The sequence below is a fragment of the Nitratireductor sp. XY-223 genome, assembly GCF_004959855.1.
In the GTDB taxonomy this organism is placed as follows: domain Bacteria; phylum Pseudomonadota; class Alphaproteobacteria; order Rhizobiales; family Rhizobiaceae; genus Hoeflea_A.
Map to the genome: position 1 here is coordinate 49,963 of NZ_SPNT01000011.1, position 24,948 is coordinate 74,910.

Sequence of the window (24,948 nt, forward strand, 5' to 3'; positions counted from 1 at the left end):
AATGTGGCGTTTGTATCTCGACTTGGGGCAAATCAGCCCTAGTTTTAGCACCGCATTCTATCCACGAATTGCCGCCTGAACGGCGCTGCGCGCATCATCGCCCTGATTGCGGAAGGAGACCATGAGCGAACTCAAGACCATTTCGATCCGCGGCGCGCGCGAGCATAATCTCAAGAGCGTTGACCTCGACCTGCCCCGCAACACGCTGATCGTCATGACCGGTCTTTCCGGATCGGGAAAGTCGTCGCTCGCATTCGACACCATCTACGCGGAAGGCCAGCGCCGCTACGTGGAGAGCCTTTCCGCCTACGCCCGCCAGTTCCTGGAAATGATGCAGAAGCCCGATGTCGACCAGATCGACGGGCTGTCACCGGCGATATCCATCGAGCAGAAGACAACCTCGCGCAACCCGCGCTCGACCGTCGGCACCGTGACGGAAATCTACGATTACCTGCGACTGCTCTATGCACGCGTCGGCATCCCCTATTCGCCGGCCACCGGGCTTCCGATCGAAAGCCAGACCGTCAGCCAGATGGTCGACAGGGTCATGGCGCTCGAGGATGGCACACGGCTTTACGTGCTCGCGCCGCTGGTGCGCGGCCGCAAGGGCGAATACCGCAAGGAACTCGCCGATCTCATGAAGAAGGGCTTCCAGCGGGTCAAGGTGGACGGCGCCTACTACGAGATCGCCGACGCGCCGACGCTGGACAAGAAATACAAGCATGACATCGATGTCGTGGTGGATCGGGTTGTCGTGCGCGACGACCTCGCAACCCGGCTGGCGGACAGCCTGGAGACCTGCCTGCGGCTGGCGGACGGACTGGCCGTGGCCGAGTTCGCCGACAAACCGCTGCCGCAGGACGAGACCTCGGACGGCAGCGCCAACAAGTCGAAGAACGAGACCCACGAGCGCCTGGTGTTTTCCGAGAAGTTCGCCTGCCCGGTTTCCGGCTTCACGATCCCCGAAATCGAGCCGCGGCTGTTCTCGTTCAACAACCCGTTCGGCGCCTGCCCCACCTGTGACGGGCTCGGCACGCAGCAGAAGATCGATCCGGCGCTGATCATCCCGGAACCTGGGCGCACGCTCAGGGACGGCGCCATCGCGCCGTGGGCGAAGTCCAGTTCGCCCTACTACGGTCAGACACTGGAAGCACTCGGCCGCCATTTCGATTTCAAGCTCGGCGACCGGTGGAACGAACTTTCCGATGAAGCGCGGGACGCCATCCTCAACGGCACCGGCGACAAGATCGACTTCCACTACGACGACGGCCTGCGGTCCTATAAGACGTCGAAGACCTTCGAGGGCATCATCCCGAACCTCGAACGGCGCTGGAAGGAAACGGATTCGTCCTGGGCGCGCGAGGAGATCGAGCGCTACATGGCGGCGGCCCCCTGCCCGAGCTGCGGCGGCTACCGCCTGAAGCCGGAAGCAATGGCCGTCAAGATCGACGGCCTGCATGTCGGCAACGTGACTGAGATGTCGATCCGCGAGGCGGGCACCTGGTTCGACGGCCTGCCGGACCGGCTGACCGACAAGCAGAACGAGATCGCCGGCCGCATCTTCAAGGAGATCAAGGACCGGCTGAAGTTCCTCAACGATGTCGGGCTCGACTATCTGACGCTGTCGCGCAATTCGGGAACGCTGTCGGGCGGCGAGAGCCAGCGCATCCGCCTCGCCTCTCAGATCGGCTCCGGGCTGACCGGCGTGCTCTACGTATTGGACGAGCCATCCATCGGCCTGCACCAGCGCGACAATGCGCGCCTGCTGACGACGCTCAAGCATCTGCGCGACATCGGCAACACCGTGATCGTCGTCGAGCACGATGAGGATGCCATCCTGTCGGCGGACCATGTGATCGATATCGGACCGGCGGCGGGTATCCACGGCGGCGAGATCGTCGCACAGGGCACGCCGCAGGACATCATGGCCGCGACGACCTCCCTGACGGGGCAGTATCTCTCCGGCGTGCAGGAAGTCGAGATTCCGGCGGAGCGCCGCAAGGTGGACAAGAAACGCCAGATCACGATTGTCGGCGCCAGCGCCAACAACCTCAAGGACATCACGGCGAGCATCCCGCTCGGTGTCTTCACGGCCGTGACCGGCGTGTCGGGCGGCGGCAAGTCGACCTTCCTGATCGAAACGCTCTACAAGGCCGCGGCACGGCGCATCATGGGCGCGCGCGACAATCCGGCGCCGCACGAACGCATCGACGGCCTGCAGCATATCGACAAGGTCATCGATATCGATCAGTCGCCGATCGGCCGCACGCCGCGGTCCAATCCGGCGACCTATACCGGTGCCTTTACGCCGATCCGCGACTGGTTCTCGGGCCTGCCGGAGGCGAAGGCGCGCGGCTATCAGCCGGGACGCTTTTCGTTCAACGTGAAGGGCGGGCGCTGCGAGGCCTGCCAGGGCGATGGCGTGATCAAGATCGAAATGCACTTCCTGCCGGATGTCTATGTAACCTGCGATGTGTGTCACGGAAAGCGCTACAATCGCGAGACGCTCGAGGTCACATTCAAGGGCAAGTCGATCGCCGATGTCCTGGAGATGACCGTCGAGGAAGGCTGCGATTTCTTCTCGGCCGTGCCGGCGGTGCGCGACAAGCTGACGACGCTGAGGCGCGTCGGCCTCGGCTATATCAAGATCGGCCAGCAGGCCACCACCCTTTCGGGCGGCGAGGCACAGCGCGTGAAACTCGCCAAGGAGCTGTCGAAACGCTCGACCGGCCGTACGCTCTACATACTGGACGAGCCGACCACCGGCCTTCATTTCCACGATGTCGCGAAACTGCTCGACGTGCTGCACGAGATCGTCAACCAGGGCAATTCGGTCGTGGTCATCGAGCACAATCTCGAGGTCATCAAGACGGCGGATTACATTATCGACCTCGGTCCGGAAGGCGGCGATGGCGGCGGGGAAGTCGTTGCCACCGGCACGCCGGAACAGATCGTTGACCAGGAACGCTCCTACACGGGGCAGTTCCTGAAGGACCTGCTGCGAAGGCGGCCGTCAAAGAACATCGAAGCCGCGGAATAAATTCTCGGGAGGAATTCTGAAATGGCGCCCACCGGTACAATCAGAGCTGGCATCGGCGGCTGGACGTTCGCCCCCTGGCGCGGCACGTTCTACCCCAAGGACGTGCGCCAGAAGGATGAGCTGAACTATGCCAGCAGCCAGCTTGCGACGATCGAGATCAACGGCACCTACTACGGCACACAAAAGCCCGCGACCTTCGCCAAATGGGCCAATGACGTGCCGGAGGGATTCGTCTTTTCGGTCAAGGGGAACCGTTTCGTCACCAACCGGCGCGTTCTGACAGAGGGCGCTGAATCCATGGAGCGGTTCCTCGGATCGGGCATCACTGAGCTCGGCGCGCATCTCGGGCCGATTCTTTGGCAATTCGCGCCAACGAAGAAATTCGATCCGGACGATTTCGGCGCCTTTTTGTCCATGCTGCCGCAGTCGCGGGACGGAGTGCCGCTGAAACACGCGCTCGAGGTGCGGCACGACAGCTTCTCATCACCGGAATTCGTGGCGCTGGCCGCGCGGCACGGCGCTGCGATCGTCTATTCACAGCACTTGAAGTACCCGGAAATCGCCGACGTCTCCGCGCCGTTCATCTATGCGCGCCTGCAAAAGGGCCAGGATGACATCCCGACCGCCTACCCTCCCGAGGATCTGGATCTATGGGCGCAGCGGGCCCGGACCTGGGCCGACGGCGGCGCGCCCGACGGGCTCTCCTATGCCGATGCAAATCATTCCGCTGAGGCGACGCCGCGCGATGTCTTCGTCTACTTCATTCATGAGGGCAAGATCCGTGCGCCGCAGGCCGCCATGGCGCTGCAGGAACGCTGCGCGGGCTAGTTATTCCACGAGGATCAACGGATGACGGCTGAAACGCCCGAGCAATGTGCGGACATGTGCCAGGTCCGCGCACAGATCGACCGGCTGGACAGGGAACTGGTCGCGCTCCTGGCAGTGCGTTCCCGCTATATCGACCGCGCCGCCGAGATCAAGAAGCAGGCCGGTCTTCCCGCCGATATCGGATGGCGTGTGGAAGAGGTGGCGATGAATGCGCGCCGCAACGCCGAGGCCGACGGATTTGACGCGGATCTGGCCGAACGGCTTTGGCGGCAGCTCATCGCATGGTCGATCGATCGCGAGAACGAGGTGCTCGAATCGGCCGATTAGCTATTGGTCGTCCGGTTCGTGATGCACCGCCAGCCAGACCGTGGGCGGGTTGTCCTGCGTCCAGGTCACGCGGTGCCGGCAATGGGCGGGCAGCCGGATCCAGTCCCCGACGGTGAGCGATCTCTCTTCGGATTCGCCCTCGATCTGCAGCCGCGCCGCCCCGGCAAGCACCACGACCCATTCATCGTCGTCCTGATCGTACCAGTCGTCCTCGGCCGTCACCTGGCCGGTCGAAACGATCCGCTCGATGCGCATACCCGGCGCGCTCTGCAGCGTGTCGAATATTTCCCCTTCCACCTTATCGCCCGGCAAGCCGGAGAAGAGGTTGCCGACACTCGGATGACGCTTATTCATCTTCCAGCCCCTAGTCCAAATATCCGGTTGGCGCCGGGATGCTGTCCGGCAGGTCATCGGCGGTAAGGCCCTCTCCCGCCCGCTCTCCTGCTTCGCCATGCATGTAGGCCCCGATCGCCGCCGCCTCGAACGCTGGCACATGCTGGACCAGCAGCGCACCGATGATGCCTGCGAGGCAATCGCCGGAGCCGGCCGTCGCAAGCCAGGGCGGCGCGTTGTCGTTGATGACGGCCCGGCCGTCCGGTGCTGCGACGACCGTGTCGGCCCCCTTGAAAAGCACCACCGCGCCGGAACGGTCGGCCGCCTCGCGCGCACGGTCGACCTTGGAGAGCGAAGCGTTGGCCGCCAGGTCCGGAAACAGGCGCGAGAACTCGCCGTCATGCGGCGTGAGGACGACCGGTGCGGAACCGTCCGCAATCACCGAGAACAGTTCCTTCGGATCGTCCCTGAATGACGTGATGCCGTCGGCGTCCAGAACCAGCGCGCGGTCTGCTTCAACGATCGCTCGCGCGAACGCCCTGGCCCTGTCTCCGACACCGAATCCCGGCCCCAGCACGAAACCGTTCAGGCGTTGATCCTGCAGCAGCGTGCCGAGGTCTTCGTCATTGTCGATCCCGCGCAGCATGATCGCTGTCAGGTGGGTTGCATTGGCTGCGATTGCGGATGACGGGGCAAGAACGGTGACCAGACCCGCCCCGGCGCGCAGCCCGCATCGGGCCGCCAGCCTTGCGGCGCCGGTCTGGGCAAAGCCCCCGCTGAAAACACAAAGGTGCCCCCGGCCGTATTTGTGGCCCGACACGTCGGGCACGGGCAGTTCATGGTCCCAGATCTCGGGTGTGTTGAGCCAAAGCCCTTCTTCCTCCGCGTCGATTTCACGCTGCGGAATGCCGATATCGACAAGATGGACGGTGCCGCAATGGCTGCCGCCCGGCATGAGGAAATGACCGGGCTTGTAGGCGGCGAAGGTGACCGTGTGATCGGCCGACAGGGCAACGCCCTGAACCTGGCCGGTGCGCCCCGAGATGCCGGAGGGCAGATCGGCGGACACGACCGGCAGTTCCGAGGAGACGACCGCCATGATGGCCTCGGCGACCTGCCCGTCGATCGGACGGTCGAGACCGGCGCCGAAAAGCGCATCGACAATGACCTCATCGTCGCGCCAGTCGAGATCGGCCAGCGCGTGGATGTTGCCGGGCCAGTCATCGCGCGCCTTCGCCGCGTCGCCTTTCAGTTGCTCCGGGTCCACGGAAGAATAGAGCCTGACCGGCATGCCGGCATCCAGGAGGTTCCGCGCCGCCACATAACCGTCCCCGCCATTGTTGCCCGGCCCGCACAGAACGACGGCGCCCGCGGCCTCTGCGTAGTGCTCTAGAACACACGCCGAAATCGCTGCGCCTGCGATGAGCATCAGCCTGTATCCGTCGATGCCGGAGCGGATTGCGGCGCTGTCAACTGCGCCCATCGCCCTGGGGGTCAATATCGGCTGGTATCCGCCTTCGTCCGAAGCTGCCATGGTCTACTCGCCTATCCTGCGATTCACGGTGCCAGCGACAATATCAATGCTGGGAAATTCATGAACAGCAATCGCACCTCCTATTTGATTATAATTTGTGCATTTGCCTATTTTTTGCGCAATTGCGTGAGGCTAATTTTTAGGCAACCTTGCCGGAGCGGGCGCACTGCCCCGTCAGCAAGCGTTTGAATTTTGCCGCTTTTGCCGCCGATATTGCCGAAAATCTCCGGACCGCGAAAAAAGCGCGGAAAAATCACCGTCAGATATCAAACTGGCACGGCATATGCATTTGCGTGTGAAGGTGGAGATAAATCCGCACGGCCGGAATTACTTTCGCTTACGTGGATCTAGCAGCGAGACAATCTCTGATGAAGAAGATCGAAGCAATCATCAAGCCTTTCAAGCTCGACGAGGTGAAGGAAGCCCTTCAGGAAGTCGGCCTGCAGGGAATAACCGTGACCGAGGCCAAGGGATTTGGCCGGCAGAAGGGTCACACCGAGCTCTATCGCGGCGCCGAATACGTCGTCGACTTTTTGCCGAAGGTCAAAGTCGAGATCGTTCTGGCCGACGATACGGTTGACGCGGCCATCGAGGCGATCCGGAACGCGGCCCAGACCGGCCGCATCGGCGACGGCAAGATTTTCGTGTCCAACGTCGAAGAAGTCATTCGCATCCGCACCGGGGAAACCGGTGTCGATGCCATCTAATCGGCGCCGAAACCGTTCGGTGCGCGACCACAACCACTCTGGAAACTAGGAAAATTAAATGACCAGTGCCTCTGATATCCTCAAGCAGATGAAAGACAATGACGTGAAATTCGTCGACCTGCGGTTCACCGATCCGCGCGGCAAGATGCAGCATGTGACGATGGATGCGGCCGTGGTCGACGAAGACATGTTCGCCGACGGCATCATGTTCGACGGATCCTCGATCGCCGGCTGGAAGGCGATCAACGAATCCGACATGGTGCTGATGCCCGACACGGAGACGGTCCATTCGGACCCGTTCTTTGCCCAGTCCACGCTCGCCATCATGTGCGACATCCTGGATCCGATTTCCGGAGAGCCCTACAACCGCGACCCCCGCGGAACGGCCAAGAAGGCGGAAGCCTATCTGCAGGCGTCGGGCATCGGTGATACGGTCTATGTCGGTCCGGAAGCCGAGTTCTTCGTCTTCGACGATGTGCGCTTCACGGTCGATCCGTACAACACGGGATTTGTCCTCGACAGTTCGGAACTTCCCTCCAACAGCGGCTCCGAATACGAGATCGGCAACCTGGCGCACCGTCCGCGCACCAAGGGCGGCTACTTCCCCGTACCGCCGGTCGACAGCGCCCAGGACATGCGCTCCGAGATGCTGACGGTCATGACTGAAATGGGCCTCACGGTCGAGAAGCACCACCACGAGGTCGGCGCCGCCCAGCACGAGCTCGGCATCATGTTCGACACCATGACCCGCAATGCCGACAAGATGCAGATCTACAAGTATGTCGTCCACCAGGTCGCCAACGCCTATGGTAAAACCGCGACATTCATGCCCAAGCCGGTTTACGGCGACAACGGCACGGGCATGCATGTGCACCAGTCGATCTGGAAAGGCGGCAAGCCGACCTTTGCCGGCGACGAATATGCCGGCCTGTCGGAGACCTGCCTCTACTATATCGGCGGCGTCATCAAACACGCCAAGGCGCTGAACGCGCTGACCAACCCGTCGACCAACTCCTACAAGCGACTGGTCCCGGGCTACGAGGCACCGGTGCTGCTGGCCTATTCGGCGCGCAACCGCTCCGCATCCTGCCGCATTCCCTTCGGCTCGTCGCCGAAGTCGAAGCGCGTCGAGGTGCGTTTCCCGGACCCGGCGGCAAACCCCTACCTGGCGTTTGCCGGCATGCTGATGGCCGGCCTCGACGGCATCAAGAACAAGCTGCATCCGGGCGATGCGATGGACAAGGACCTCTACGACCTGCCGCCGCAGGAACTGAAGGAGATCCCCACCGTCTCGGCGTCGCTGCGCGAGGCCGTCGAAACGCTCGATGCGGACCGCGCGTTCCTGACCGCCGGCGGCGTCTTCTCGGACGACCAGATCGATGCCTATATCGAGCTGAAGATGGAAGAGGTCATCCGCTTCGAACACACGCCGCACCCGGTCGAGTTCGACATGTACTACTCCGTCTGAACCTCGGACGCACGCACAGGAAAGGCCGGGCCAAGAGCCCGGCTTTTTTGTGCCTGATTTACACTAGCCCGCGTTTGCGAACATCCAGTTGAGCGTCTCGCGCCAGTCGACCATGCGGATCGGCGTTCCGTGACTGCCGGTCTGGAACAGCACGAAGCGGATCGGGTAGATGCCTTCCGACGATGCGTAGCGGACCCGCCGGTAGAGCGCGTGCTGACCGCGCCAGTCGTAGACGGTGTCGAGGCTTCCGTGGGCAAGGAGCACCGGAACGCCGGCATGGAATGCGGCGCTGCGCAGGAAGGCCTCGTCACCGGTCCCGCCAAGGATCACGATTCCGGCCAGGCGGGATGAAATGCCCGGGTCATTGCTGCCCTTCCAGCACAGCCTGCTGCCCATGGACCCGCACGCCAGGATAACGGGCGCGTTCGGCGCCGTGTGCCTGATATAGGTCACCAGGGTTTTCAGATAATTCAGGCCGGTGCCGTCGAAACTCGGTATCGTCGGCGCGTAGTAGACGCCGCCGCTTTTCACCGTCAGGTTCTTCAGCCGGTTGAAATTGCCGCCGAATGTCCAGTCCTTTACGCCAAGGCGTCTGTCCCCGCCGCGCCCGTGAATGAAGATGACCGCGAACCTGGCCTTCCTGCTCGGCCCGACCTCATAGGCTTCCACCGCGATATTTGACCCGCGGATCGTTATCGCCCTCTGCTGCCGCTTCGGCCGCAGCGAGACATAGTTGCGATGGGCGCGGATCTGCGGAACCTGATCCCGCCTGTCGATATCGCGTTCCTTTCGATAGTCGATCCGCAGGAAGGCGCCGCCGTCCTGGCTCTCCAGAACAGAGGGATAGGCAAAGAGCTTGTCCTTGTGGGGCCGAACGCTGATCGATTCGCCGAATACGGCCGTCGTCATGGCCGCAAGCAGGCAAATTACGGCTGTTGGTCGCAGCAATCTCATCTCCGCACGCCATTCACCCGTTGAGAAGTATTGATTCGACGGCAGTTTAATCAATGAATGGTGAATTTTCGGCACAATAGATGACAATGCACCGTTATTCTACTAATCTGCCGCCGCCAGTTGGTGTTTCTTGAAGCATCAAACGTCGTCTGCGGGAGAGAGCACGGATCTTAGCGGATCCAGGCCGCCGAAGGGGAAAATGCCCATAATCTCTCAGGCAAAAGGACCGTAGACAGAAAGGCACTCTGGAAAGTCGGGGCAGCCGTCCCGCGCCGAAGGTGTAAGCGTTGCCGACAGAGTTCCGGTTGCGCGAGTCTCTCAGGCTCCAGACAGAGGGGCGCTTAGTCCGCGCGAAAGCGCGGATATGCGCAACCATGTCTGGAGTGAAAATGGCGAAACAATTACCACTGAAGGAACTGCATGTCGCCGCGGGTGCCCGTTTCGGGCCTTTCGCCGGGTACGACATGCCGATCACCTATCCGCTCGGCGTGATGAAGGAGCACCTTCACACGCGCGAGGCGGCCGGGCTGTTCGATATCTCACACATGTCGCATATCGAGGTTCGCGGCCCGCAGGCGGCAAACCTGATATCGCGTGCGTGTCCCTACGACGCGTCCGTTCAACCGCTACGGACCGGCCGCTATACCTACATGCTCAACGACCAGGGCGGTATGATCGACGATCTGATCGTCAGCCGGCTCGGCGATGAACGCTTCCTCGTCGTTGCCAACGGCGCGTGCGCCGACAAGGACCTGGCACACCTGGAACAGATATCAGCCGACTTCGATGCCACGGTCACGCACATCCCGCGGGTCTTTTTGGCATTGCAGGGTCCGAAAGCCGCGGAAGCGCTAGCGAAACTGATCCCGGCCAGCGGCACGCTCGTCTTCATGCAGGTGACGGAACTGAGCGACGGGACGTTCCTGTCACGGTCCGGCTACACCGGCGAGGACGGTTTCGAGATCGGGCTCTCGCCGGACGCCGCCGAGGATTTCGCAAAACAACTCGTCAGCGATCCGGCGGTCGAATGGATCGGACTTGGTGCCCGCGACAGCCTGCGCATCGAGGCGGGACTGCCGCTCTACGGACAGGACATGGATGAGGACACCGATCCCGCAACAGCGGGACTGATCTGGGCCGTGCCGAAAGACCTGCGCTCCGGCGGCGCCTATGTCGGCGCGCAGGCGCTCGCGGAAATCCTTGCCGGGGGCGTTTCCCGCAAACGCATCGGCCTTAAGCCAGAGGGACGCGCACCGGTGCGCGGCGGCTCGGTCCTGTTTGCCGGCGAAGCGCCGGATGCGCCGGAAATCGGCATCGTAACATCGGGCGGGTTCGGACCGTCCTGCGGCCATCCGGTGGCAATCGGCCGGATCGAAAAATCAGCCGGCGCGGCCGGCGACCGCATATACGCAGATGTCCGCGGCAAGCGGCATGCCTGCAGCATCGAAAAACTACCCTTTGTCGAACACAACTACTTCCGAGGAGGCTAACCATGGCGACCACGTATTTTACCGAAGATCATGAATGGATCCGCGTCGATGGCGAGGAGGCCGTTGTCGGCATTACGGACCATGCTCAGGAACAGCTGGGCGATATCGTCTTCGTCGAGCTGCCGGAGGCCGGCCAAAAGGTCGGCAAGGGCGATGCGGTCATCGTCGTGGAATCGGTCAAGGCGGCATCCGACGTTTACGCGCCGGTCACCGGCGAAGTCACCGCGGTCAACGACGCCCTGGAAGGGGAACCCGGCCTGATCAACGATTCCGCGCAATCAGACGGCTGGCTCATGAAACTGCGGCTCGATGATGCCTCGCAGCTCGAGGGTCTCATGGATGAAGCCGCCTACAAGGCGATGGTTGGCTGACGGAGATTGCCATGACTGTTCACAACCACAATGCGCCGGCAGAGGGCAAGGACGAGGTCCTGCCGTTTGTGGCGCGACACAACGGACCCGCGCCTGCGGATGTGCGCGCCATGCTGGCGACAGTCGGCGTTGCGTCCATCGACGCCCTGATCAGCCAGACGCTGCCGAAAGCCATTCGCTTCAACGGGACGCTCGATCTGCCGCCGGCCGCCGACGAGCATGACGCGCTGGCCGAACTGCGCGCCACGATCGACGAGAATGTCGAAGCGCGGTCATTCATCGGACAGGGCTATTACGGCTGCCGCGTTCCGGCCGTCATTCAGCGCAATCTCTTCGAAAATCCCGCCTGGTACACGGCCTACACCCCCTATCAGCCGGAGATCAGCCAGGGCCGGCTGGAGATGCTGTTCAATTTCCAGACGCTGGTCAGCGAGTTGACCGGCCTTCCTGTTGCCAATGCGTCGCTCCTGGACGAAGCGTCGGCCGTCGCCGAGGCTGCGGGCATGGCCTATCGCCACCATCGCATGAAGCGCCACACGATCTCGGTCGTCAACCGGCTGCATCCGCAGTCGCGCACCGTCCTGGAGACCCGCATGTCGCCGCTCGACATCAAGGTCAGGGACGGCGCGCCCGATGACGACACGGCAGCGGTGGTCTTTTCATGGCCCGATACGCTGGGCGGCTTTGAGAACCCGGCCGAAATCGTCAAGGCGGCTAAGGACGCGGGAGCGCTGGTCATCGTTGTGACCGATCCGCTGGCTCTCGCGCTGCTGCAGCCGCCGGGGGACTGGGGCGCCGACATCGTCGTTGGCTCGGCCCAGCGCTTCGGTGTTCCGATGGGCTTCGGCGGACCGCACGCCGCCTATATCGGCGTTGCGGAAAACCTCACGCGCATCATGCCGGGACGGCTCGTCGGTCAATCCGTCGACGCCAATGGCAACCCCGCCTACCGGTTGGCTCTGCAGACACGCGAACAGCACATACGCCGCGACAAGGCGACGTCCAACATCTGCACGGCGCAGGCCCTGCTTGCCAACATGGCCGCGGCCTATGCGATCTGGCACGGCCCGGACGGCCTTCGCGCCATCGCGGCAAGGACCGCGCAGTTTGCGAACCGGTTTGCCGGCTGCCTGACATCCGGCGGTCATGAGCTTTGTTGCGACAAGTTCTTCGACACGCTGGCGGTCCGCGTGAACGGCAAGGCGCAAGAACTGGAGGAAAAGGCGCGTGAAGCCGGCTATCTGATCCGGGTGGTCGATGAAGACACGGTTGGCGTTTCTTTCGACGAAACGACAAGCGACGAGGATTTCCTGGCGCTGTGCACGATATTCGGCGTCAGCGACAAGGGGCCCGAGGCAGAAGCGCGGCTACCATCGCAAAGACGCTCGTCGCCGTTCCTCACGCAGGACGTCTTCCGCTCGATCAAATCGGAAACCGACATGATGCGTTACCTGCGTGTCCTGGCCGACAAGGACCTTGCCCTTGACCGCGCCATGATACCGCTCGGCTCATGCACGATGAAGCTCAACGCCGCCGCTGAACTGGCGCCGGTGAGCTGGCGCAAGATCGGCAATATCCACCCGTTCGCCCCGGCAGAGCACGTGGCCGGCTATCGCAAGATGATTGCCGAGCTTGAAGAATGGCTTTGCCAGATCACCGGCTTCGCGGCCGTCAGCCTGCAACCGAATGCCGGCAGCCAGGGCGAATTCGCGGGCCTCACGGCCATCCGGCGCTACCACGCATCGCGCGGCGAAGGTCATCGCGACGTGTGCCTTATCCCGTCGTCGGCGCACGGCACCAATCCGGCGAGCGCGTCGATGTCCGGGCTTCGCATTGTGGTCGTCAAATGTACGGATGCCGGCGATGTCGATCTGGAGGACCTGAAGGCAAAGGCCGAGGAAAACAGCGAAAACCTGGCCGCGCTGATGATCACATACCCTTCGACCCACGGGGTGTTCGAGCAGCGGATCAAGGAGATCTGCGATATCGTCCACCGCAACGGCGGCCAGGTCTATTTCGACGGCGCGAACCTCAATGCCATGGTGGGGCTGGCGCGTCCGTTCGAGATCGGCGCCGATGTGTGCCACATGAACCTGCACAAGACGTTCTGCATTCCCCATGGCGGCGGTGGACCGGGCATCGGCCCCATCGGCGTGTCGGAGCACCTCAAGCCGTTCCTGCCGGGAAATCCGCTCGAGGACGGCAGCGGCGCCGTGGCCGCGGCGGCGTTCGGCAGCGCTTCGATCCTGCCGATCTCGTGGATGTATATCCGCATGATGGGTGCGGACGGGCTGAAAGCCGCTTCGGAGATGGCGATCCTGTCGGCCAACTACCTCGCCGCACGGCTCGGGAAATCCTACGACATCCTTTACCGCGGCAAGGACGGAAGGGTGGCGCATGAGTGCATCATCGATACGCGCCCGTTCAAGGACAGCGCCGGCGTCAGCGTCGAGGACATCGCCAAGCGGCTGATCGACTACGGCTTCCACGCGCCCACCATGTCCTGGCCCGTCGCCGGGACGCTGATGGTCGAGCCGACGGAATCGGAACCGCTGGCGGAACTCGACCGTTTCTGTGACGCGATGCACGCCATCCATGAGGAAATCGCGCGTATCGAGCGCGGCGAGTGGAGCACGGACGACAATCCGCTGGTCAATGCGCCGCACACGGCCGAGATGGCCCTCGCCGGAAACTGGGAGCACGGCTACGATGCGATGCTTGCGGTCGCACCGGCCGGCGGTGCGCAGCTGGTGTCCAAATACTGGCCGCCGGTCGCGCGGGTCGACAATGTCTACGGCGACCGCAACCTCGTCTGCACCTGCCCGCCTATCGAGCAATTGGCGGACTAAAGCAAGGCAACGAGGGCAAGCCGACCCTGAGCGGGACCGGTCTAAGCCAACCGGCTCCGCTCGAGGGTGTCTCGTGTTTGGTGCTGACCTTTGCCATAGGTTCCGGCGAAAGGGCTCCCTGAAAGACGACGGCGGAGGGCTGACTTGAAAAGTCTGAAAGAAATCAAAACCGCAACGGTATTTGCACTTGTCGCCTTGGCCCTGCTGCTCCAGCCCGCCGCCTCATGGGCCAGCGAGGAGATCACCTACAACCTGGTCGACACCGGGGTCTCGAAGCATAGCTTGTACGGCACGGGCATCGAGATGCGCATTAAGGCCAGTGCGAACCCTCCGGGCGGTTTCTCAACCCCCGCCTTCAAGCAGGTTCTGGACCGCCTGTGCGACCATTTCGCACCGGCGGTGATCCCCTTCGTCAAGGAAAAGACTGGGCTTGAGAACCCTGAATTCATCTCGGTCAGGGTCACAGCCGGAAACAGGTTTTTCGGTCGATACGTTCTTCAGACTTACGAAATCGAGGATGGTTCCTGCGGCAAGGAATTCTAGATATCGCCACGCATGCAAACCCGGCGGCGAACCACGAAATCCGATGATCCGGACGGCGTCAGTCCGCGCTCGGAGCGCCGCAGGCGCATCACCGAGAACATCAAAGTCGCTCGCGGGATTCCTCAACCAGCCTTGAAACCACGTCCGCCGCGATCTCGGCGGGCGGCCGATCCGCTGCCATGGCGCTGCGGACGTGGTCGAATCCGTGCAGCATTTCATGACGTTCCGAGGACAGGTGAAGCAGGCGCTCAAGCCGCCGCGCCATCAGGCCCGGGCGGATCATTTCCTGCATGTATTCGTTGATGAGCGGATAGTCGGCAATGAAGTTCGGCAGCGCCGCCGTCCATGCGGTGATGCGATGCACAATCAGCTTGGAGAGCGGGTCGATGCGGTAGGCCGAGATACAGGGAACGCCGACAAGGGCGAGCTCGAGCAGGACGGTGCCTGAAGCCGCGAGCGCGACGTCCGCCTCCTCGAAGGCCTGCCACTTCTCCTCGGCGGTCGCAGTAACGCGCACCGGAACGTCCCATTCAGCGACGCCTGCCCTCACCCGTTCTTCCAGGCGGGGCAGCGTCGGTATCTGGAACCGGACGTGCGGCATGCGCTCGGCGAGAAGACGGGCGGTTTCACCGAAGTCCGACAGAAGCCGCTTGACCTCGCCGTTGCGGGATCCGGGCAGGATCAGGCACAGGGGCGCGTCGGACACCGGCAGGGCCTGAGAGATGTTGTTCGACCGCTTCGCCATCTGCCCGGTTGCGGCGGCGAGCAGCGAGGCGTCCGATGCCAGACGGTGGCCGACATAGGTCAGTGGCGGACCACCCAGTTTCGCAACGACGTCGGCTTCGAACGGAAATATCGAAAGAACGTGATCGACATAGGCGGTCATCCGGGGCGCCCGTTCCGGCTTCCAGGCCCAGACCGTCGGGCACACGTAATTGACGATCGGAAGGCGCGGCAGCGCCTTGCGCACCCGTGCGGCGACGCGGTGGGTGAACTCCGGGCTGTCGATGATCACCAGCACATCCGGGTCCGCGGCGATGATCGCGTTTGCCGCCTTTCGAATATGACCCAGCAGTTTCGGAAGCTGCGCGACGATCTGGCCGACGCCGACGATCGACAGATCGCTGTAATCGAACAGCGAGGAAAGCCCCTGCGCCGTCATCGCCTCGCCGCCGACGCCGACGAGCTCGACCGGCCGGCCGGCGGCCAGCGCGGCGATCAGGTCCGCACCCAGAAGATCCCCGGAAGGCTCGCCCGCGATGATGGCCAGTTTAAGCGGCGGTAGCTGCTCGTTCATGACGCCCTGGCCTTTTCGAGGCCGGCCGGGTCGTCCCGGTCGATGCCGGCAACGAACAGGCCGCGCCGGTCGGCTTCCTCGACGACGGCTTCACGTTCGAGAACGAATGCCCTTCCGGCGTCGACCGCGATGCCGGCGAGACCCGCGGCAGCGGCATTGCGGACCGTATCCGGTCCAATGGAAGGCAAATCGGCGCGCAAATCCTGCTGTGGCTTGCACAGCTTTACGAGCACGCCCCGGCGCGTTGCCGAGATACGCCCGTTCTTTCGCAGATCCGCGACACGCGAGAGCATGCCGTCCGTGCCCTCCGCGCCCTCCAGAGCGACAATCCGGCCGCCGACCGCCACCGCACCCTGGCCGACATCAAGCGCGCCGAGCGCATTGGCCGCAGCACAGGCGGCGGCAATGTTCTGCCAGTCCCGTGTCCCGGGTGCGCGGCGCGTAATCGCCCCGGTTTCCGCGAGCAGGCCCGGAACGACATCCTGCGCGCCGACAACCCGGCAGCCGGCCGCTTCGATGATCGAGATGACCGTCCTCAAGAGCTTGTCGTCGCCGCCGCCGGACAGGGCCCCGAGGATCGCGGGAAGGTGGCGAAACAGTCGCATCGGCCCGCGCAGTTCGCGCAATTCGGGGCGTCGATTGACGCCGCCCGACAGAATAACGCGGTCGATCCCCTTTTCCTTCAGCAAGGAATGGATACGTGCCGCATCACCAAGACCGACGCTTACCTGTTCGAACTCGGCCGGGACGTCGTTTGCCTCTCCGACAAGACCGATTATGAACGGATTGTCCCCCTTGTCGCGCGCCGCCCTCGCGATATCGATGGGCAAGCGGCCCCGACCGGCGATGATGGCCAAGCGTGCATTGTTTTCCTGCGACCGGCCGGCGGGCTTCATTGAATTCAGGCCCTTTTTTCCTTTGCCGCCGAGGCGAGGCCGCGATGGCTTTCGGCATCCATGAACGCAAGCAGATCGTTCAGTGCTGGGATGTTGTCGTATTCGTGCCTGACCGCCTCGAGATTTTCACGGACCGTTCCGCTTCCGTGGAAAATCTGTTTGAAGGCGCGCCTGACGGTGTGGATTTCGGCCTTGTCCATGCCGGCCCGCGACATGCCGATGACATTCAGCCCGCCGAGAATGCCGGGATTGCCGTTGAGCATTCCATAGGGGATCACATCCAGGGAGCAGGCCGCGAGCCCGCCGATAAAGGCGTGATGGCCGACCCGGCAAAACTGATGCACCGCGGCGCCGCCACCCATGATGACGCGGTCGCCGACCGTAACGTGCCCGCCCAGCATCACGTTGTTGGACAGGATGACATGACTTCCCACATGGCAGTCATGCGCGACGTGCGAATAGGCCAGGAACAGGGAATGATCGCCCACTGTTGTGACACCGCCGGCATCTGCCATGCCGGTGTGCATCGTGACGCCTTCACGAATGACGCAGTCAGACCCGATCCGAAGCTCCGTATCCTCACCCTTGTAGTGTACGTTCTGCGGTTCCGCGCCAAGCGCCGCGCCGTGAAACACGGCCGTGCGCGCGCCTATGGCAGTCTTCCCAGTGACGACGACGTGGCTGATCAGCCGGACGTCGTTTTCAAGCGTAACCCCCTGCCCAACGTAGCAGAAAGGTCCGATCCGGACATTTTCGCCGATGCGGGCTCCGTCTTCGACAACGGATGACGGATGTATGTTGGCCGATGCGGCGATCATTTACGCATTACCTTCCCGTTCGTCCTTCACAAGCATCGCACCGACATCGGCTTCCGCCACCTTGGCGCCATCAACCATCGCTTCGCAGTGAAACTTCCAGATGGTTCCGCGCTGCTTGAGCTTCTTTACGTGATACTCCACCCGGTCGCCCGGGATGACGGGCTTGCGGAAACGCGCATTGTCAATGGTCATGAAATACACGACGTTGGCCTTCGAGTCCTGCGTACGCGCGCAGATCGCCCCCGCCGTCTGAGCCATGCCCTCGATCAGCAGTACGCCTGGCATAACCGGATTTTCCGGAAAGTGTCCGGTGAAATGCGGCTCGTTGACCGTCACGTTCTTTATTCCGACCGCGGCGTTGTCCGCATCGATGTCAATTATCTTGTCGACCAACAGAAACGGATAGCGATGCGGCAGCAGACGCATGATCTCAGAAAGATCGGCGCTTTCCAGAACGTTGCCATTTTCCTCACTCATGTGCCGTACCCTTTATCTTCCCCTTCTCGTCAAGTGCTTTCGCGCTCAAAATCCACTCTCAATCATGACCCGACGGGACCTGCCGGCGCGCCGCCCCAAGTGGCACCGGCCGGTACGTCGACGGTAACGGCGCTCATCGCCGCGATCCGTGCCCCGTCGCCGATCGATACGTTGCCCGATATGCTCGCCTGGCTGGCAATAGCGCAGTGTCGACCGATGCGCGCGTTGTGAGCGACATGGACAAGATTGTCGATCCTAGTCCCCTCCCCGATCACCGTGTCTTCCAGCGATCCACGGTCGATGGTCGTATTCGCACCTATCTCGGTATTGTCCTGCACGATGACGCGTCCGATCTGGGCGATCTTCAACGGCCCGGTGCCGGTTTCAACATATTCAAGGCCATCCTGTCCGATCCGCGCGCCCGGATGCATGATGACCCCATTTCCGACGAGAGCGTGCTGCACGGTCACGCCAGCGGAAATCGTGCAGTCCCTTCCAAAGCGGCAACCCGGTCCGATAACCGCGCCCGAACAGACAGTCGTTCCGGATCCCAGCCGAACGCCGGCGCCAATGGACGCACCGTCTTCCACGGTAACGCCATCTTCCAGTCGGGCGTGCGGGTGAACGAGGGCAGCCGGCGAAATTTCCCTCTCGCCGCCCGGCGTCACGGGTCGCATCGCTTCGGGATAAAGCAGGGCAGCCGTGCGGGCATAGGCTGCGAGCGGGTCATCGACAACCAGAGCCGCGCAGCCGCCAGGCACGTGACGGAGTGAGTCTTCCGAACAGATAACTGCTGCTGCCTTTGTCCCCGACAGCGCATCGTTCATGCTTGTTGCGGCCAGGCAGATATCGCCGTCCGTGGCATGCGACAATGTGGAGACCCCGGTTACGACACGGCCGGCAGCCGCCGGGTCGGAGAGCCGCGCCCCAATCGCATCAGCAAGCTCAGACAACTTCATTCCGCTGTGACGTGGGAAAAAGCGACAGTCTTCCATCTTTACAACAATTCAGGGCCCGTCGATCCGTGACAGGCCCTGCCGCTGGGTCGTGTCTTGAACGCGCTTCGCGCTGGCGACCGACCGATTTGTCTACAATCAGAACCGTCCGGCTGTGCCGAAACGGAACACCTGTGTCTCGTCAAACGACTCCTTGGCGACCGGGAAACCGAAGTCAAGCCGGAAGGGTCCGAAGGGCGAAGACCAGATGATACTGGTACCGACCGAAGCACGCCACTGCATGTCGAGACCGTTCACGACCGTTGCCCCAAGGGCCAGATCGCTGCCGTAGAGGGTTGCCGCGTCCGCGAAGACGGCGCCGCGAAGACCGAAATCACGCGGAACGATCGGGATCGGGAAACCCACCTCGGCGGTTGCGTTGAAGTAGGTCGTGCCGCCCAGCGCATCGCCGTTGGTGTCGCGCGGGCCGATGCCCTGGCTTTCAAAGCCGCGAATGGTCTCGCCGCCGATAAACAGCTGGTCGAATACCCGCAGGTCGCCGGAAGTCGGGATGACGTATCCGCCGCCGACACTGACCAGGCCAATAACATCGCCGTAGTCGGATATCGGGTGGTAGTAGCTGCCCTTGGCGGTCACCTTGACGAATTGCGCATCGCCGCCGAGGCCGGCGAACTCGCCCGTCATCCTCGCGAAGATACCCTCACGCGGCAGACGCTTGTCGTCGATCGTGTCGTAGATGATCGAGTTCGAAATCGACGACTTGATCCAAGGGCTGTTGTCGATCGCATCCTGGATCGGCGCCGAGAACGTGGCGCCGGCTTCCGGATTATATTCTTCCTGCGCATAGGTGTAGGCGAGTACTGTCCTCACCCGGTCGGTGATCGGAGCCGCCACGCGGAATGTCACGCCCAGCGTCTCGATATCGTAGCCGTCCTGCGAGGTGTCTTCGGCCTTTGCAACGTCAAATCCGGCTGCCAGGCGGTAACCGAGGAAATAAGGCTCGGTGAAGGAGAAGGTGTAGGTGCGCGTGTTTTCGCCACCGCCAACCGCCACCTTGATGAACTGGCCGCGGCCCAGGAAGTTGCGCTCGGAAATACCCAGCTCGGCCGTCGCACCTGCCGACCCGGTCGAATAACCGGCGCCGATGGAAAATTCACCCGTCGCCTGGTCGCGCACATCGACAACGATGATCACCCGGTCCGGTTCCGAGCCCGGCTGCGTCGTGATGTTGACGGACTGGAAGTATCCGAGTCCCTCAAGCCTTCTCTTGGCGCGCCGGATCAGCACCTGGTTGAAGGCGTCACCCTCGCTTATGTCGAATTCCCGGCGAATGACGTAGTCGGCCGTTCGGGTGTTGCCGCGGATCTCGATACGCTCCACATAGGCGCGCTGGCCCTGATCGATCAGGTAGGTCACCGAAATCGTCCGGTTGACGAAATCGCGGTTACCGCGCGGCGTCACCTGGGCGAACGGATAGCCATCGGCTGCCGCCGCCTCGGAGATCGAAATGATAGATTCCTCGACTTTCTCGGCGCTGTAGATGGCGCCCTTGCGGCTGGCCAGGTGCCGCCTGACGCTCTCGGCGTCGATGCCGGCGACGGTGCTTTCCACCTCGATGTCACCGAACGTGTAGCGCTCGCCCTCGTCCAGGGTGATCGTGATCACATAGTCATTGCTCTCGGGATCGAGGTCGGCCGTCGTCGAAATGATTCGGAAATCGGCAAACCCGCGATTGTAATAGAAGCGCCGCAGCAGTTCCTCGTCTGCCTGCAGCTTGTCCGGATCATATACGTCCTTGCGCGACAGGAACGAGAGGAAACCCGACCGTTTGGTGGCAATGACATCCGCCAGGCGACCGTTGGAATAGTACTGGTTGCCGACGAAGTTGATGGTGGCAATTTTCGTGCGTCCGCCTTCATTGATGTCGAACGCGACATTGACCCTGCCACCGGTCAGATTGACAACCTGCGTGGTCACGGTCGCTTCGCTGCGGCCGATGCGGTCATAGGCCTCCGTGATGGCCTCGGCGTCGTATTCGACCGTTGTTTCGCTGTAGGGACCAAGCGGCTTGGACTGCACGAGCGCTTCCAGCTGCTTGTCCTTTATCTTCTTGTTTCCATTGAAAACAACCTGATTGATGATCAGGTTTTCATCGACTGTCACGATAAGCCGGCTGCCGCTCCGGTCGATGGTGACATCCGAAAACAGTCCGGTCGCAAACAACCGCTTCACGGATTCGTCGATATCCGCATTATTGAAGTTGACGCCGGGTCTGATGGTGATATTGCCGCGGATGGTCTCGGCGTCAACGCGCTGGTTCCCCCGGACCTCGATGACGCTTACCACAGCCGCCTGTGCCGTCACCGTCGAGCCGAAAAAGGCTACCCCCGCTCCGCTCACGACGATACACACTGCGAGCGTTAGCGCGGTTACCGCGCCCAGTAACTTTGAACCGGCCTTCATTGGCGTCGTTTACCCTTTATCCCAATGTCCCCAGAACGAACCGAAAGGCGATTCCACCTCCCCGCCGTTTTTACAGGGTTTTGAGCCACAAGCAAGCCATTGAGTTGATTTCTGTTTACTAACTGTCAACAAGTGGCGAAATCGCAACGTGCCGACCGTAAAATATCTAACGTATTGTTACGAAGTATAACGGCTGTGCGAGCGACTCAAAAACCAATCGCCCAATAATAACAGAAACATGGCAATTGCTAGCCGAATAACATTGTTACATCGTTCCAGGTCGCAAACAGCATCAACATCAGTACAAGGCTGAGACCAATCTTGAAGGCTATTTCCTGGGCCTTTTCACCGACCGGCCTGCCCCGCACGATCTCGATGGCGTAAAACACCAGATGGCCCCCATCGAGCATGGGAATCGGCAGCAAATTCAGGAACCCGATCGACACCGAAAGGACCGCGGCGAGCTGCAGGAGAGCAGCGGCGCCGAGCGTCGCCACCTGGCCCGACACCTGTGCCACGCGTATCGGACCGCCGAGCTGGTCAGCTTTTTCTCGTCCGATGATGATATTGCCGATGTAACCGACGGATCTGGCCACGATGAACCAGCTCTCGCCGGCCGCGGCTCCAACCGCCTGAAGCGGATTGAGCTCCTGCCTGCGGAAATTGGCCACAGAGGCATCCGTGACGACGCCGATGAGGCCGACTTCCATCTTGTTGCCGAACTGGTCCTCGATCTCCGCACGTTTCGGAACGATGGGAATCTCGATCATCCGGCCGTCCCGGTCCACCGTCAGGACTAAGCCCACTTCGGGACGGGGCGACACGTAACGCCGTATGTCCTCGAACGTCAAAACCGGCTTGCCGTCGATCGTGGTGATCATGTCACCCGGCAGCAATCCGGCCTCCTCGGCCGCGCTGCCGGGCTGAACTTCCGCCACGACGGGATCGGCAACAGGCTTTCCGTATATGGCGAACATGACTGCGAAAATGGCGATTGCCAGAATGAAATTCGCGATCGGACCGGCAGCCACCGTGGCCACGCGTTTCCACACATTCGCCCCGAGGAAGGATTGCTCCCGATCCGCATCGCTCATGCCGGAGACGGCATCGAAATCCGGCGCGCTTGCCGCGTTTTCATCGCCGTAGAACTTCACATATCCGCCGAGCGGAATCGCGGACAGCTTCCAGCGCGTGCCGTGGCGGTCGTTGAATCCGACTATCTCGGGGCCGAAGCCCACAGAGAAGGTCAGGATGCGGATGCCGCACCACCGACCGACCAGATAGTGGCCCATCTCGTGTACAAAGACGACCAATGTTAGCACGATCAGAAACGGCACTATGTAGCCGACCAGAAAACTATAGACTGATATCAGATAGTCCATGCAAAGCGTCCGTCCCTTAGGGTCCCAGCAGCCGCAGCGCTATATCGTTGCCGCCGCCGGGGGAAATGTCGTTGCCGGGCAGCGCGACACCAATCGCATAGGCTGCAAACGCGGCGAAAATGACGCTGTCCACGCGGTCCATAACGCCACCGTGCCCGGGTATTATCGCACCGGAATCCTTTACGCCAAACTGTCTTTTGAAACCGGATTCAAAAAGATCGCCCATCTGGCCGGCAAGCGACAGCACCGCGGCAAGCGCGGCCACCCAGACCAGTCTGGAATCGGCAAATATCGCGGCGGCAATGATCCCGGCGATGACACCGCCCAAAAGACCGCTGGCAAAGCCCGACCAGGTTTTTTTGGGAGACATTACCGGCGCGAGTTTGGGGCCTCCGAACTGACGGCCGCCAAAAAAGGCAAAAATGTCGGTCGTCCAGATCACCGCGAATAGGAAGATCACCACCGCAAACCCGTAGCTGCCCGAATCCCGTAATTCGGTAAAGGCAACGCCGGAAAAACCGGCATAGACCAGACCGACGGCGGGCCAACCGTCGCGGCCTTCCAACACGCGTGCCAGGAGGCACAGCGCGGCACCTGCTGCAGCCAGCGCCAATCCGAGGCTGCCCCAACCGGCCAGTATGCAAATCCCGGTCGCGCCGATGGTGCAGATCCCGATTGCCCAGGTTGCGCGGCTTAGCGACCTGGTCTGCACAATGCGAAACCACTCGACGAACACAAGCGCCATGAACACGACCAAAAGCAGCTTGAAGCCGAGGCCGCCGAACCACGTCAGCGCGAGCACAACGAGCCCCAGCGTTACGCCGGATAACGTACGAACCAGAATCTCACTGTGCATCAGGAGCCCAAAGCCAGGTCTTGCTCGGCCACCGCCCCGAAGCGCCGGCTGCGGCCGGCAAACTGCCGCAGGGCTTCCTCGAAGTCGGTTCGATCGAAATCAGGCCACAGGCACGGCAGGAAGACGAACTCCGCATAGGCCGCCTGCCAGATCAGAAAATTCGAGATGCGCTGTTCGCCGCTGGTGCGAATGACCAGGTCCGGGTCGGGCACCTCGGACGTGTCCAGCGCCTCGCTGAGCGAATCCTCATCGATGCGCTCCGGGTCGATCTCGCCGCGTGCGGCCTTGATGGCCAGAAGCCTTGCCGCGCGGGTGATATCGTCCCTGCCGCCGTAGTTGAACGCGATAATGAGATCTAGCGCGCTGTTTCCCCTCGTCAGTTCCTCGGCCTCCGTCAGAAGAGCCAGAATGTCGGGCTTGAGCGAGTTTCGGTCGCCGATAACGCGCACACGCACGTTCTCGCGGTGCAGTTCGGCGAGATCGCGCCGCACGAATATCTTCAGCAGGTTCATCAGGTCATTGACTTCATCCTGCGGACGGCGCCAGTTCTCCGATGAAAACGCGAACAATGTCAGATATCTGATGCCAAGCTCACCGGCAGACTTCACAGCCTGCCGGACCGCCTCAACACCCTTGCGGTGGCCGATTGCGCGCGCCTGGCCGCGTTGCTGGGCCCATCGTCCGTTGCCATCCATGATGATGGCCACATGTTGAGGCGTGTTCAACGATCGACCTCTGTCTTGTCCTTCTAGACGGAAAGATGCCACCGACTCGCGTGACACCCTAAACCTGCATGATTTCTTCTTCTTTGTCACTGAGCAGCCGATCGACCTCAGCAATCATTTCGTCTGTCAGTTTCTGTACGTCATCAGCCTGGGCGTGACTTTCGTCCTGGCTAATGTCGCCGTCTTTTTCGGCCTTTTTGAGGGAGTCCATGCCGTCCTTTCGCACGTGCCGAATGGCAATGCGGCCGTTCTCGGCATAATTGTGCGCGACTTTGACCAGTTCTTTGCGGCGCTCCTCGTTCAGCTCCGGCAGCGGAATTCGCAAGGTGCTGCCGTCTGTCACGGGATTGAGACCGAGATTCGACTCGCGAATGGCCTTCTCGACCGCGCCAACCATCGACTTGTCCCAGACCGATACGGTTATCATGCGTGGTTCGGGAACAGAGATGTTTGAAACCTGGTTCAGAGGCATTTGCGAGCCGTAGGCTTCGACCGATACCGGATCAAGTACATTCGCCGACGCTCTGCCGGTGCGTAACGCTGCGATGTCACTTTTAAATGCCGAAATAGCACCTTCCATGCGGCGCCTTAGGTCGGCGAAATCTGCACCATCACTCATGGTCTGAAATTCTCC

At 62.0% G+C, this 24,948-nt stretch carries 22 protein-coding genes and 1 riboswitch; of the genes, 9 read left to right on the forward strand and 13 right to left on the reverse strand.

Going from position 1 to position 24,948, the window contains the following annotated elements:
* Positions 1 to 121 precede the first annotated feature (121 nt).
* Genes uvrA through E4M07_RS24825 form a run of 3 tightly spaced genes read left to right on the forward strand, consistent with a single transcriptional unit; the run spans position 122 to position 4,195 of the window.
* Entirely contained in the window at positions 122 to 3,040 is a 2,919-nt protein-coding gene (uvrA, locus tag E4M07_RS24815) for an excinuclease ABC subunit UvrA (RefSeq protein WP_136661113.1), read from the forward strand.
* A gap of 21 nt (positions 3,041 to 3,061) precedes the next feature.
* The gene (locus tag E4M07_RS24820; RefSeq protein WP_136661114.1) at positions 3,062 to 3,868 is read left to right on the forward strand and encodes a DUF72 domain-containing protein; all 807 of its coding nucleotides are present in this window, start codon (positions 3,062 to 3,064) and stop codon (positions 3,866 to 3,868) included.
* A gap of 21 nt (positions 3,869 to 3,889) precedes the next feature.
* A complete protein-coding gene (locus E4M07_RS24825; protein ID WP_136661115.1) occupies positions 3,890 to 4,195 on the forward strand; it encodes a chorismate mutase in 306 nt (101 codons plus the stop codon).
* Here E4M07_RS24825 and E4M07_RS24830 read toward each other — a convergent pair whose 3' ends face one another.
* On the reverse strand, positions 4,196 to 4,549 hold the full coding sequence (locus tag E4M07_RS24830) for a cupin domain-containing protein (RefSeq protein WP_136661116.1): 354 nt from the start codon (positions 4,547 to 4,549) through the stop codon (positions 4,196 to 4,198). It abuts the gene before it with no gap.
* Positions 4,550 to 4,559: 10 nt separating this feature from the next.
* The gene (locus E4M07_RS24835) at positions 4,560 to 6,062 is read right to left on the reverse strand and encodes an NAD(P)H-hydrate dehydratase (protein WP_246660591.1); all 1,503 of its coding nucleotides are present in this window, start codon (positions 6,060 to 6,062) and stop codon (positions 4,560 to 4,562) included.
* A 368-nt stretch (positions 6,063 to 6,430) separates the two neighbouring features.
* Between E4M07_RS24835 and E4M07_RS24840 the strand changes: the two genes are divergently transcribed.
* Both E4M07_RS24840 and glnA read left to right on the forward strand, forming a co-directional pair.
* Entirely contained in the window at positions 6,431 to 6,769 is a 339-nt protein-coding gene (locus tag E4M07_RS24840) for a P-II family nitrogen regulator (RefSeq protein WP_136661117.1), read from the forward strand.
* A 58-nt stretch (positions 6,770 to 6,827) separates the two neighbouring features.
* The gene (glnA, locus tag E4M07_RS24845) at positions 6,828 to 8,237 is read left to right on the forward strand and encodes a type I glutamate--ammonia ligase (protein WP_136661118.1); all 1,410 of its coding nucleotides are present in this window, start codon (positions 6,828 to 6,830) and stop codon (positions 8,235 to 8,237) included.
* Positions 8,238 to 8,300: 63 nt separating this feature from the next.
* On the opposite strand, the gene E4M07_RS24850 is transcribed toward glnA, so the two are convergent.
* Positions 8,301 to 9,185 (reverse strand): hypothetical protein, encoded by an 885-nt coding sequence (locus tag E4M07_RS24850; protein ID WP_246660592.1) that lies wholly within the window; start codon positions 9,183 to 9,185, stop codon positions 8,301 to 8,303.
* 148 nt (positions 9,186 to 9,333) lie between these two features.
* Positions 9,334 to 9,430: riboswitch (glycine riboswitch) on the forward strand.
* A gap of 135 nt (positions 9,431 to 9,565) precedes the next feature.
* On the opposite strand from E4M07_RS24850, the gene gcvT reads away from it, so the two are divergent.
* The 4 genes from gcvT to E4M07_RS24870 all read left to right on the forward strand — a co-directional run bounded on the left by gcvT (position 9,566) and on the right by E4M07_RS24870 (position 14,444).
* Positions 9,566 to 10,681, forward strand: a complete 1,116-nt coding sequence (gene gcvT, locus E4M07_RS24855) for a glycine cleavage system aminomethyltransferase GcvT (protein WP_136661119.1) — start codon at positions 9,566 to 9,568, stop codon at positions 10,679 to 10,681.
* A gap of 2 nt (positions 10,682 to 10,683) precedes the next feature.
* Positions 10,684 to 11,052: a glycine cleavage system protein GcvH gene (gene gcvH / locus E4M07_RS24860; RefSeq protein ID WP_136661120.1), complete on the forward strand. Its 369-nt coding sequence runs from the start codon at positions 10,684 to 10,686 to the stop codon at positions 11,050 to 11,052.
* Positions 11,053 to 11,063: 11 nt separating this feature from the next.
* Positions 11,064 to 13,901: an aminomethyl-transferring glycine dehydrogenase gene (gene gcvP / locus E4M07_RS24865; protein ID WP_136661121.1), complete on the forward strand. Its 2,838-nt coding sequence runs from the start codon at positions 11,064 to 11,066 to the stop codon at positions 13,899 to 13,901.
* A 144-nt stretch (positions 13,902 to 14,045) separates the two neighbouring features.
* Positions 14,046 to 14,444, forward strand: a complete 399-nt coding sequence (locus E4M07_RS24870) for a hypothetical protein (RefSeq protein WP_136661122.1) — start codon at positions 14,046 to 14,048, stop codon at positions 14,442 to 14,444.
* A gap of 100 nt (positions 14,445 to 14,544) precedes the next feature.
* Here the strand turns inward: E4M07_RS24870 and lpxB are convergent, their stop codons facing one another.
* The 10 genes from lpxB to frr form a co-directional block, all read right to left on the reverse strand.
* The gene (lpxB, locus tag E4M07_RS24875; RefSeq protein ID WP_136661123.1) at positions 14,545 to 15,741 is read right to left on the reverse strand and encodes a lipid-A-disaccharide synthase; all 1,197 of its coding nucleotides are present in this window, start codon (positions 15,739 to 15,741) and stop codon (positions 14,545 to 14,547) included.
* Positions 15,738 to 16,637, reverse strand: coding sequence for a UDP-2,3-diacylglucosamine diphosphatase LpxI (gene lpxI, locus E4M07_RS24880; RefSeq protein ID WP_136661124.1), 900 nt, complete (start codon positions 16,635 to 16,637; stop codon positions 15,738 to 15,740). The genes lpxB and lpxI overlap by 4 nt, the downstream gene beginning before the upstream one ends.
* A gap of 5 nt (positions 16,638 to 16,642) precedes the next feature.
* Positions 16,643 to 17,455, reverse strand: a complete 813-nt coding sequence (gene lpxA / locus E4M07_RS24885; protein ID WP_136661125.1) for an acyl-ACP--UDP-N-acetylglucosamine O-acyltransferase — start codon at positions 17,453 to 17,455, stop codon at positions 16,643 to 16,645.
* Entirely contained in the window at positions 17,456 to 17,932 is a 477-nt protein-coding gene (gene fabZ / locus E4M07_RS24890; RefSeq protein WP_136661126.1) for a 3-hydroxyacyl-ACP dehydratase FabZ, read from the reverse strand.
* Between the two features lie 62 nt (positions 17,933 to 17,994).
* Positions 17,995 to 18,885: a UDP-3-O-(3-hydroxymyristoyl)glucosamine N-acyltransferase gene (gene lpxD / locus E4M07_RS24895; protein ID WP_169054380.1), complete on the reverse strand. Its 891-nt coding sequence runs from the start codon at positions 18,883 to 18,885 to the stop codon at positions 17,995 to 17,997.
* Positions 18,886 to 19,026: 141 nt separating this feature from the next.
* The gene (gene bamA / locus E4M07_RS24900) at positions 19,027 to 21,351 is read right to left on the reverse strand and encodes an outer membrane protein assembly factor BamA (RefSeq protein ID WP_136661128.1); all 2,325 of its coding nucleotides are present in this window, start codon (positions 21,349 to 21,351) and stop codon (positions 19,027 to 19,029) included.
* Positions 21,352 to 21,599: 248 nt separating this feature from the next.
* On the reverse strand, positions 21,600 to 22,733 hold the full coding sequence (rseP, locus tag E4M07_RS24905) for an RIP metalloprotease RseP (RefSeq protein WP_136661129.1): 1,134 nt from the start codon (positions 22,731 to 22,733) through the stop codon (positions 21,600 to 21,602).
* Between the two features lie 16 nt (positions 22,734 to 22,749).
* Complete coding sequence (locus E4M07_RS24910) at positions 22,750 to 23,589, reverse strand: phosphatidate cytidylyltransferase (RefSeq protein WP_136661130.1); 840 nt, start codon at positions 23,587 to 23,589, stop codon at positions 22,750 to 22,752.
* Positions 23,589 to 24,314 carry an isoprenyl transferase gene (locus E4M07_RS24915; RefSeq protein WP_136661131.1) on the reverse strand — a complete coding sequence of 242 codons (726 nt, stop codon included), beginning with the start codon at positions 24,312 to 24,314 and terminating at the stop codon, positions 23,589 to 23,591. Before E4M07_RS24915 ends, E4M07_RS24910 begins: the two co-directional genes overlap by 1 nt.
* A gap of 58 nt (positions 24,315 to 24,372) precedes the next feature.
* Positions 24,373 to 24,933, reverse strand: a complete 561-nt coding sequence (frr, locus tag E4M07_RS24920; RefSeq protein WP_136661132.1) for a ribosome recycling factor — start codon at positions 24,931 to 24,933, stop codon at positions 24,373 to 24,375.
* Between the last annotated feature and the right edge of the window lie 15 nt (positions 24,934 to 24,948).